8 protein-coding genes are annotated in these 10,192 nt (G+C 59.4%); 3 read left to right on the forward strand and 5 right to left on the reverse strand.

What is annotated here, in order from left to right; all coding sequences use genetic code 11:
- Positions 1-19 precede the first annotated feature (19 nt).
- The 5 genes from AB4Y77_RS11095 to AB4Y77_RS11115 form a co-directional block, all read right to left on the reverse strand.
- The gene (locus AB4Y77_RS11095) at positions 20-1,207 is read right to left on the reverse strand and encodes a glycosyltransferase (RefSeq protein ID WP_442013959.1); all 1,188 of its coding nucleotides are present in this window, start codon (positions 1,205-1,207) and stop codon (positions 20-22) included.
- Positions 1,208-1,294: 87 nt separating this feature from the next.
- Positions 1,295-2,455 carry a non-hydrolyzing UDP-N-acetylglucosamine 2-epimerase gene (wecB, locus tag AB4Y77_RS11100; protein ID WP_442013973.1) on the reverse strand — a complete coding sequence of 387 codons (1,161 nt, stop codon included), beginning with the start codon at positions 2,453-2,455 and terminating at the stop codon, positions 1,295-1,297.
- A gap of 591 nt (positions 2,456-3,046) precedes the next feature.
- Complete coding sequence (locus AB4Y77_RS11105; RefSeq protein ID WP_442013960.1) at positions 3,047-4,624, reverse strand: hypothetical protein; 1,578 nt, start codon at positions 4,622-4,624, stop codon at positions 3,047-3,049.
- A gap of 276 nt (positions 4,625-4,900) precedes the next feature.
- Entirely contained in the window at positions 4,901-5,473 is a 573-nt protein-coding gene (locus tag AB4Y77_RS11110) for a YdcF family protein (protein ID WP_442013961.1), read from the reverse strand.
- A 61-nt stretch (positions 5,474-5,534) separates the two neighbouring features.
- Positions 5,535-5,999 (reverse strand): Lrp/AsnC family transcriptional regulator, encoded by a 465-nt coding sequence (locus tag AB4Y77_RS11115; RefSeq protein WP_311213790.1) that lies wholly within the window; start codon positions 5,997-5,999, stop codon positions 5,535-5,537.
- A gap of 171 nt (positions 6,000-6,170) precedes the next feature.
- Here AB4Y77_RS11115 and pdhA point away from each other — a divergent pair, with 171 nt between their 5' ends.
- Genes pdhA through AB4Y77_RS11130 form a run of 3 tightly spaced genes read left to right on the forward strand, consistent with a single transcriptional unit; the run spans position 6,171 to position 9,954 of the window.
- On the forward strand, positions 6,171-7,385 hold the full coding sequence (pdhA, locus tag AB4Y77_RS11120; protein ID WP_442013962.1) for a pyruvate dehydrogenase (acetyl-transferring) E1 component subunit alpha: 1,215 nt from the start codon (positions 6,171-6,173) through the stop codon (positions 7,383-7,385).
- On the forward strand, positions 7,382-8,470 hold the full coding sequence (locus AB4Y77_RS11125; protein ID WP_442013963.1) for an alpha-ketoacid dehydrogenase subunit beta: 1,089 nt from the start codon (positions 7,382-7,384) through the stop codon (positions 8,468-8,470). Before pdhA ends, AB4Y77_RS11125 begins: the two co-directional genes overlap by 4 nt.
- A 2-nt stretch (positions 8,471-8,472) precedes the next feature.
- The gene (locus AB4Y77_RS11130; protein ID WP_442013964.1) at positions 8,473-9,954 is read left to right on the forward strand and encodes a dihydrolipoamide acetyltransferase family protein; all 1,482 of its coding nucleotides are present in this window, start codon (positions 8,473-8,475) and stop codon (positions 9,952-9,954) included.
- The last annotated feature ends 238 nt before the right edge of the window (positions 9,955-10,192 follow it).

The raw sequence follows: 10,192 nt of genomic DNA on the forward strand, positions 1-10,192 counted from the left end.
TGCTCTAAGGCTTCTTGAACTATTTCCCTGACGCTGCACTACCGAGTTTGCGTAAAACCCGTTGTGAAAATTCTCTGGATAGTTCAGTCGCATCGAACTGGTCTGCGTAGCGGCGAACTTCATTCCGGACATCGCGTTCGAAGAACCGATCGGCGCCGTTGAACGCTTCAACCAAGCCCTCCACGGAGTTGTCTGATACGCGCTGTCCGATTTCATCCGTCATGTTCTCCCAAATTGCCGGCACATCGGAAGCAATCACCGGGAGATCAAAGGACTGGTATAGCAGGACCGCGCCGCTGTTGAGCATTCTCGTGTAGGGTGCAAGCCCTATGTCAGCGGCACGCATGTAGTTTTGTACCATGTGGTTCGGAACTTTTTTTGGCTCAATGAGGACGTTCGGATGCTTGGTGCACTGTTTGACAAATTCCGTTACTTCGGGAGACTCGTCGGCCATCCCCCCCACGAGCAGCACCCGGCGAATAGATGGGTCTTTCGCGCTGAACTCGTCGAACGCCTTCAAGAGACGGTCGAGTCCCTTGTACGCCTTGAGTGCGCCCAGCAGTACATAAACCCGGTCACTTGGTCCGATACCAAATTCAAGGCGAGCGTTTGATCTGGTGACGTAGTCCTCATAGGTCAGTCTGTAGTTAGGGTGGGGAACGTTCACCAGTTTCTTTGGATCGATGGCCAGCGCAGCTGACATCATCTGGGCAGAAGCGTCTGAAAGCACATGCAGAACGTCGGCTTCTTCCGCCAAGTGCTGTTGGATCTCCATCTCAAGTGTCGGATAAAGTGAGTCATGCGGAATGATGTTGTGAAGGGTCCACACAATCTTTCCGTTTCTCTTCTTTAGTTCCGCAATTGCATTGCGAAAATCAGCAACTTTTTTCTTGGCCGTGCCATAGCTCGTGATGCCATTTAGGATAAATGAAGTCCAGTGGATGTGGACAATAATGTGAGAGCCTGTCGGAGATAACTCGAACAGCTTCTCAAAGTCCCAGCTCCGGACGATGGGAACTGTCGCAATATTTTGATCTTCGGCGGCCCGGTATAGCAATGCCTGGTACGGGTTGGTGCGACCGACCGGGGTATAGCCCAGAACATGGGGACTGGAACCTGTCGTAGCCTCTAGCATTTCGATGGCTTTCGCGGCTTCCGCTAGGGGCGAGTTTTCCTCTTTGAAGTAGCCTTTGAGCTTTAGTTGCATGAATGTCCTCTGGGAACGTGATCGAAGAACGACGAACGGAAGCTGTGGGCAGGATTCGGGGGCGCGTATCCTACCTAGCCTTTTGGGTTATGGGGTGCGCTTGAGCTCAGTGACGAAATCCGGAGACCTTTGTCCAATGCGCAACAGATGACGTACTGCGGCGACGGTTCGCTCAGCGGCCCGACCGTCACCGTAGGGGTTGACGGCATTTGCCATCGATTGGAAGACCTCTTCCTGATTGAGCAGTCGGTCAACTTCCTTGACGATTCTGTCCTCATCGGTGCCGATGAGAGAGACGGTCCCCGCATAGACGGCCTCGGGCCGCTCGGTGTTATCGCGCATTACAAGAACGGGCTTGCCCAGGCTTGGAGCCTCTTCCTGCACTCCACCGGAGTCGGTCAAAACCAAATGGGCAAGGGATAGCATCCGGGTAAATTCGCCATAGGCCAACGGTTCAGTGACGATGACGTTGTTTTTGCCTTCCAGGGCCGGGAGGACTGCCTCGCGTACCACCGGGTTCTTGTGCACAGGCAGAACGATAAGCAAATCCGGTTCGGCTTCAGCAATACGAGCCAACGCGCGTCCTACGCCTCGCATGGCGTCGCCTTGGTTTTCGCGGCGGTGCGTGGTTACGAGGAGGATTCTTCGGCCACTGGCTGTAAGTTCTTCGAGCTGTGGGTCTGCGAATGGAATGTGCTTGTCCACAGTGGCGAGGAGCGCATCAATCACGGAATTGCCAGTGACGACGATGTCGTCCTCTGAAATGCCTTCGGCAAGAAGATTGGCCTTGCTCGTACTGGTCGGTGCCAAATGCAGACTAGCAATCTGGCTCGTGATTTTGCGGTTTGCTTCTTCAGGGAACGGCGAGAACAGGTCACCGCTCCGGAGCCCGGCCTCTACGTGCACCACAGGGATGCTGTGGTAGAAGGCAGCGATGGCGCCGGCCGTGGAAGTGGTCGTGTCACCTTGGACAATGACTGCATCGGGCTTGTTGGCTGCAAACAGCTTGTCCAGGCCGTCTATAGTTCGCGTCATGATGGAAGACAAAGATTGACCGTGCTGGAGGATATTGAGGTCGTGGTCGGGCACGATTCCAAACAGCTCGTTAACTTGGTCGAGCATCTCGCGGTGCTGACCTGTCACCGTGACCACACATTCGAAGTGGCCGGAGTCCTGAAAAGCGGTGATGATCGGCGCCATTTTGATGGCCTCTGGACGAGTACCGAAAATTGGCATGACTCTGGGCATGGTTTCCCCCGGGAACGGCATAGGCTGACCTGCCGATGCTACCCCACGCTCAATCGAGGTGATCAATTGTGTATGACGCCGAGCTAAGTCTCATCCGGAAAAGATCAAGGTCAGTACCAGAAGTGGGATAGTGAGCGAGACGAGGATCACAATGGTAAGAGCAACGAGCCGTTTCTGGCCGAGGGTGGCCTCGCGCGGCCGCAATTTGGGTTTGGAGGTGCGAGTTTGTGCCGACAGCGTGGCGGCGGGCGGTTGTGTCGAAAATCCCGTCTCTTCGCGCGCCTGTTTAGGTGGGAAGTTACTCCCAGGGCGAGTGGAGGGTGTGTCTCTACCGAAACTGCGCTTGCGCATATGGCGCGGAGAGGGCGAAAGGGGCGCCCTCTGGCGGACAGCAGTCATTTCTCACTCCTCAGATACGTCCGAATGACTCAGGACCACGGCCAATTCTTGCATCTGAGGGCGGTGCGTGGCACATCTGACTTCCTGGGAGGCGCCGGCCAGCTGACAATTCGAGGGGTGCGGGCAGTGTCCGGGCGAACGCAGAAGCAAGGCGGCCAGGCACGTGTGCGTGCATGGCCGCCATGCTGCCCGTCAACCCCGATCAGAATAGAGGGCGTCGTTCCTCACTCCCGAACCGTTGGTTACGTTGATGAAGTAGTTCTTGCCCGAGCCCAGGGAGGTGCTGCCAAGCTTTGCCGTCACCGACTCAAGAAGTGGATTGATGCCCAATTGCTTCCCGTACGTTCCGTTGTAGCTCGTAGCTGTTACGGTCTTGTCGAACACCCTTCCATAAGCATCGGTCCACTTGACCTGAACCGTCCCACCGCTCAAGTTTTGACCGGTGACCAACACGTCACCGTTCCCGTAGAAAATTGAGTCAGTAATCACGGGAGTCGTGCTGGTGGTCTTAAGCCGCTCCAGCATCGGCGCATACGTCCCAGTACATGTGAAGTATGGATCCCACATGAACGAAATGACCTTCCGAGGGGTGTTGCCCAACTGCTGGAGTTGCTTGTTCATTCTTGATTTCGTTGTCTGACCGCGCAGGCTGTTGTCGCATGGGTTCTGCGTAGTCGCCGGTGCCATGCCTTCCAGGTTCGCCCAGAGCTCCGCTCCGGTACCCTCCACACCTTCAGCCAGGGCTGCGAAGTAATCACGCGTTGGTGCCAAGTACTTGCCACCCCATGTTCCGCTGCCCACTATCGCGGCGGCGTACTGATCCACGCTGTTTCCGGATTCACTTCCGAAGAATGACGCGCCCTTTCCGGTACCCATGCCGTCTTGGACCGCGATCGCGAGATCCACCCCATTTGCAGTGTTGGCAATGTTCTCGACTGCTTGGCGCGCCTGATCAACTGTGACTCTGCCAGAGAAGGCGCTACGCGAGTCGATGTATGGGCTGACAATAGCTGACCGAGTTGGCTGGTACTGGGCAATCCTCGAATTCTGGATTTCGTACACCGTCAGGACGGCATCCCAGACGGCCCCATTGCTGAGGGGCATCTCCGTGTGGTGGTAAAACCCCGCCAGCCCTGGAACGTCGTTGACTTGCGCTTGATAGAGCAGGAACCGCGCAGTGAAAAGCGAAAACGTTGCTTGGTAGGAGAGATCCGGCAAATATGTTAGGTCGGTCCTCTTGACCGGCGAAGGCAGGCCCGCGTAGTACTTCATGCCCAGACTGGTGGCCGTCTTCCCCAATGAAATGGAGATTGACGAAGGTCCACCCGTTATCACCACCACGTCATAGGTATTTGTAGGGGAGGTGCAACCACTTCCTTGGGTGGGCAGCAGCAGTATGGTGTATTTTGTGGTGCCACTGGTGACGGTCTTATCACGTGCGCACAGCAGGGCAGGTGAGCCCCATGAGCTGTTGTCCGAGTAGATGAAGTAGCGGTTTACGCTGACCCCGGCAGCAGCTGCTTTTGCACAGTTGACTCCTGATATCGTGCACCCGGCAGGGATGGTGGACAACGATGCAGGCTTGAGCAGTGAACCGAACGTGATCACCGTGTCGCCGCCGACAGATTTTATGTCTGTTAGTTTTTTTAGATTGTTTGCATCGCTGGTGCTGCCGTAGATGAAGTAGCCGCTGATGGGATAAACGGGAGGGGTTGCAGCTCGGGCAGGGGACCCCTGCAAAATACCGAGCACCAGGACTGTCGCTGCCATAAGGGCGGCTAAAAGGTGACGGGACCTGCGGGGAGGGAAAGGTGTCGGCTCTGCTCTGAAAGTGGCCACGGAGGATCCTTGGGCTCGTAGGGTGAGACCTTGGACCTATGGCAAAAGGATGGCTTGCTGCATCCCCAAAACTCAATACTTTGACCAGAACCTTCAAGCAACCCAAAGAGTTTGCAAAGCGCCTGAACGGTTTTGACCCGGCGTCGACAGTCACCGATAGTGCGTTACATGTTTTGTCATATCTCGGTGACGTCGCTGGACCCAGTTTTATCTACTCGAGCATTCCGGCCGGATCCACGTATCAATCAAGCCCCCGGTTTCCACGACGAACCGGTCCAGCCAAGATCCCGCTGAGAGGTCCGGTTGAGAACCAACCATCTGCACCTCTGCGGAAGTGCATTGGCCAATAAGGGTGCCGGCGCGCATCACGTGATAATCCGACGTCACCACGGTCACGGACTTCCAACCATGTTCCGCAATCAAGGCGCGAAGAACTTCAGCCTCACCCCTCGTATTCAGCGGGGAGGGCTGGAAGCACACCAGATCAGAATCGCCCGACTCCTCCTGGCACAGTGCGTCGCCCTCAGCATTGCCTGCCAGACCCGTCGTCGAGATGACCAGAACAGGAATATCCAGTTTCTGCTGCAGCTTCTGGGCCACCGGCAGCCGTTCCTTGCTCATGCCGCCCAACACCACGATCGCGTCCGTGCGGTGAGGCGTTGCCTGCGGAGGGTTATAGAAGAACTGAAAGGCAGCGGTCAGCCACAGCAGCGCCGCCATGAAGCACGCCGCCACAACAACGCCCATGACACGCGTGGCGGAGGCAGTTTTGAGGGGCACGGGGACAGTCTAAGGTTCGGAAATGGGTGCTCCCTCCCAGCAAAAGGACCGTTCAAGGCCACTAGCGGGTATCAACATCCTCAAAGACAAGGAAAGTCTGGGTATCCTGCACGCCGTCCATGGACTGCAATTGGTCGAAGATCACACGCCGGAGGTGGATGTTGTCCGTTGCCCGGACCAAAAGGATGACGTCGAAGTCTCCGCCCACCAGGGCAATGTGGTGGATCTCGGGGATCGCGCGCAGCTGTTCCTTGAGTTCGCGCCACGAGTGCTGCTGAACTTTCAACGTCACGTAGGCCGAGGACCTAAGGCCGGCTTTGATGGGATCCACCAGGGCCGTGAACTTGGTCAGCACACCTTCGCCCGTGAGGCGGGCAATCCTTGTGTAGGCGTGGGCGCGGCTGATGTGCACGTTCTCGGCCACCTGCGTGATGGACATGCGCCCGTCGGTGGTCAGTTCGCGGATGATGTCCCGGTCCACACTGTCCAGCGGTACGGCGGTCTGCTCCGCCTCGACCTCGCTCACTGGCTCTCCAATTCGTCTACAGCACGGGCACGCTACCCAGCTCACACTTACAATTCGTCTTTCAGAATACCTACTTTAGGCAAGGGCTTCCATGATTCAGCGGAAAGCTGGATACGAAACATCGCTGGGGAACATACTGGAAGCACATAGTGGCTAGAGAAGGACGGACCAATGACGATCCATGCAGACCACTCTGCGCCGGAAACGGCTGTAGAGGACCACGCTGCTGACGTTCGGACAAAATTCGGCATCAGCGTTGAGGACTACATGCTCCCCGCCCGGCACCAGATCCAAATGGTGAACCCGGACGGCACCCTCCGCTCCCATGACGAGCAGGGCACCGAACCCGGCCACGAGTACCCCACGCCCAGCGACGCCGAACTGATGGCCGCTTACGAGAAGCTAGTCGTCGGACGTCGCGTCAACGACCAGAACTCAGCCCTCGTCCGGCAGGGCCGTATGGCCGTCTACCCCTCAAGCCACGGCCAGGAAGCCTGCCAGGTTGCAGCTGCCATGTGCCTCAGCGAAGGTGACTGGCTGTTCCCCACCTACCGTGACGCCGTCGCCGTTATGACCCGAGGGGTGGACCCCGTTGAGGTGATGACCATCTTCCGCGGCGACTGGCACGGAGGGTACGACCCCAAGGAACACAACGTCGGCATCCAGTGCACGCCGCTGACCACACAGCTGCTGCACGCCGTCGGCGTCGCGCATGCTGCCAAGCTGCGCGGTGAAGACACGGTAGTGATGGCGATGTGCGGTGATGGTGCCACCAGCGAAGGCGACTTCCACGAGGCCCTGAACTTCGCCGCCGTCTTCCACCTGCCTGTCATCTTCTTTGTGCAGAACAACAAGTACGCCATCTCCGTGCCGCTCAGCCACCAGTCCGTGGCGCCGTCCCTGGCTCATAAGGCTGTTGGCTATGGCATGGCCGGTGAGCGCGTTGACGGCAACGACCTCGTGGCGCTGCTCGCAGTAATGGACCGCGCCGTGAAGCTGGCGCGCGAAGGATCCGGCCCGCTGCTGATCGAGGCCCACACCTACCGCATGCAGGCCCACACCAACGCCGATGACGCCACCCGCTACCGCCCGGACAGCGAAGTTGCCGAATGGCAGGCCAAGGATCCGCTGGCACGCATGAAGTCCTATCTCTCGGACAAGGGCCTCCTGGACGATGCCGCCAGTGAACGCATAGCCGAGCACGCCGAAGCCGTCGCAACCCAGCTGCGCGAAGGTCTGGGTGAGGACGTCCCGGTGCAGCCACTTGACCTCTTCAAATACGTCTTCGCCAAGCCCACCCCGCAGCTGAAAGAACAGTCCGAGCTGCTCGCCAGCGAACTCGCCCGCGCTGAAAGCGCCGAAACCGGAACGGAGAGCGCAAAATGACCGTCACCACCACCGTTAACGGCAACGTCAGCGCAGCCACCGCCAGTGCCGCCGCTTCCGCTGCGGCCACTGCCGAAGCCACCGGACCACAGAGCCTCACCATGGCCAAAGCGCTCAACACCGCCATGGCGGACGCCATGCACGCCGACCCGTCAGTTCTGGTCTTCGGCGAGGACGTCGGAATGCTGGGCGGCGTCTTCCGCATCACCGACGGACTCATGGCCGAATTCGGGGAACAACGCTGCTTCGACACTCCGCTGGCCGAGTCCGGCATCGTCGGTATGGCTGTGGGCATGGCCATCAACGGCATGCGGCCCGTCATCGAAATGCAGTTCGACGCCTTCGCCTACCCGGCCTTCGAACAGATCGTCAGCCACGTCGCCAAAATGCACAACCGCACCAAGGGCAAGCTTAAAATGCCCATGGTCATCCGTGTTCCATACGCCGGCGGCATCGGGGGAGTGGAGCACCACTGCGATTCCTCCGAGTCTTATTACGCGCACACCGCCGGCCTCAAGGTCTACACGCCCGCAACCGTGGCCGATGGCTACCGCATGCTCCGCGAAGCCATCGACTCCGATGACCCCGTGATGTTCATGGAACCCAAGAAGCTCTACTGGTCCAAGGACCAAGTGGACTTGGGTGCACTGCGTGCAGAGCACGACGCCGGTACCTCCACCGAGGGCCGCGCAGCCGTTGCCCGTCCCGGCACGGACGCAACGCTCATCGCTTACGGTCCGTCCGTCCCCACTGCCCTGGCCGCCGCCGCTGCCGCTGCAGAGGAAGGACGCTCCCTGGAAGTCATCGACGTCCGCACCCTCGTCCCCTTCGACGACGAAACCGTCTGTGCGTCCGTACGCAAGACAGGACGCGCCGTCGTGATCGCCGAAGCCCACGGATTCGCGTCCGTGTCCTCCGAGATCGTGGCCCGCGTCCAGGAACGTGCGTTCCACTACCTCGCCGCTCCGATCCTCCGTGTAACCGGCTTCGACGTCCCGTTCCCGTCTCCCAAGCTGGAGCACTACTACCTGCCAAGCGTCGACCGTATCCTCGACGCCGTCGACGACCTTCAATGGGAGGACTGACCATGAGCTCAGATATGCAGGTCTTCAAACTGCCCGATCTTGGGGAGGGCCTCACCGAGGCCGAACTGGTGAACTGGCTCGTTGCCGTGGGTGACGAGATTGTGGTTGACCAGCCCATCGCCGAGGTTGAAACCGCCAAGTCCATGGTTGAGGTGCCCTCGCCATATGCCGGTACCGTTGCAGAGCTGCACGGCGAAGCGGGCCAAACGCTCGACGTCGGCAAGCCGCTGATCTCGATCGCCCGCGCTGGTTCTGTGGCGGCTTCGCCCGCTGCCGCGGCTCCCGTTCCGGCTGGTTCTGTGGATCCTTCACCGGTTTCCTCGGGTCTTGACGTTTCGCCCGCTGTGGAAGCTGCTGCCGAGACCTACCGCACTGAAGAGAAAGCGGGCTCGGGCAACGTGCTCATTGGGTACGGTACGCCTGGGGGAGTGACGGGTGGCCGGACCCGTCCGCGGAAGACGAGTGCCGCCGTCGGTTCTTCTGTCTCTGTTCCTGCTCCTGTTGCTGAGCCTGTGATGGAGCCTTCCGTGGCGGGGACGCGGATTCCTGGGAAGCTCAGTGCCGTTATCTCGCCGCTGGTACGGAAGATGGCGCGGGACCACGGTGTGTCCCTCGACGCGATTGAGGGTTCGGGTTCCAGTGGGCTGATCATGCGGCGCGACGTGGAGGCTGCTATTTCTGTGCCTTCTGTTGCTGCTCCTGTCTCTGCTTCCGCCCCGGTTGCCGCTCCCGTTGCCGCTTCTGCTGAGGCGGGTGCCGTCGACAGCCGGACTGGTCTGTCTATCTCCGCGCGGACGCCTGTTCGTGGGGTGCGCAAGGCTGTAGCCGCAAACATGACCCGCAGTCGCTCGGAGATTCCGGAAGCGACCGTGTGGGTGGATGTGGACGCTACCGCGTTGCTGGAGATGCGGGCCGAGCTCAAGAAGCGAGCACCGCACGATACCCCTGGACTGTTGGCCTTCATCGCCCGTTTTGTCACGGCTGGGTTAAAAAAGTATCCGGCCCTGAACACGCGCTTCGAAACTGCTTCGGATGGCTCGCAGGAGATCGTCGGGTTCGAAGGAATCAACCTCGGCTTCGCCGCCCAGACGGACCGCGGACTCGTGGTCCCGTCCGTGCGGAACGCCCATGAGATGAGTGCCCGCGAACTGGACGCCGAGATTCGCCGACTCACAGCCGTCGCACGTGACGGCAAGGCGACCCCCACCGAACTTGGCTCCGGCACTTTCACGCTGAACAACTACGGCGTGTTCGGCGTGGACGGCTCGGCTGCGATCATCAACTACCCCGAAGTGGCCATGCTGGGTGTGGGCCGCATCATCGACAAGCCCTGGGTGGTCAACGGCGAATTGGCCGTCCGCAAGGTCACCGAGCTGACCCTAGCTTTCGACCACCGCGTATGCGACGGCGAAACCGCGGCCGGCTTCTTGCGGTACGTGGCTGACGCCATCGAGACCCCGGGTGGAGCGCTCGCGGACATGTAGACCAAGGGGTGGCGCGCGTACGCGTCACCCCTCGCGCGTGTGGTTAATGTCACTATTCATATGGATGTGGGTCATCTGGTGATCACGCGTGCCACAGTAGGATTGAGCGCGTGACTAGCGAGCAGAACAAGACATTCGACCTCTCGGCATCCTTTAAGGCGTATGACGTCCGAGGGATCGTTGGTGAGTCCATCACGGCTGAAATCGTCGAGGCCGTGGGTGCTGCCTTCATCGACGT

This window comes from Paenarthrobacter sp. YAF11_1 (genome assembly GCF_052113445.1).
Taxonomy (GTDB): Bacteria; Actinomycetota; Actinomycetes; order Actinomycetales; family Micrococcaceae; genus Arthrobacter.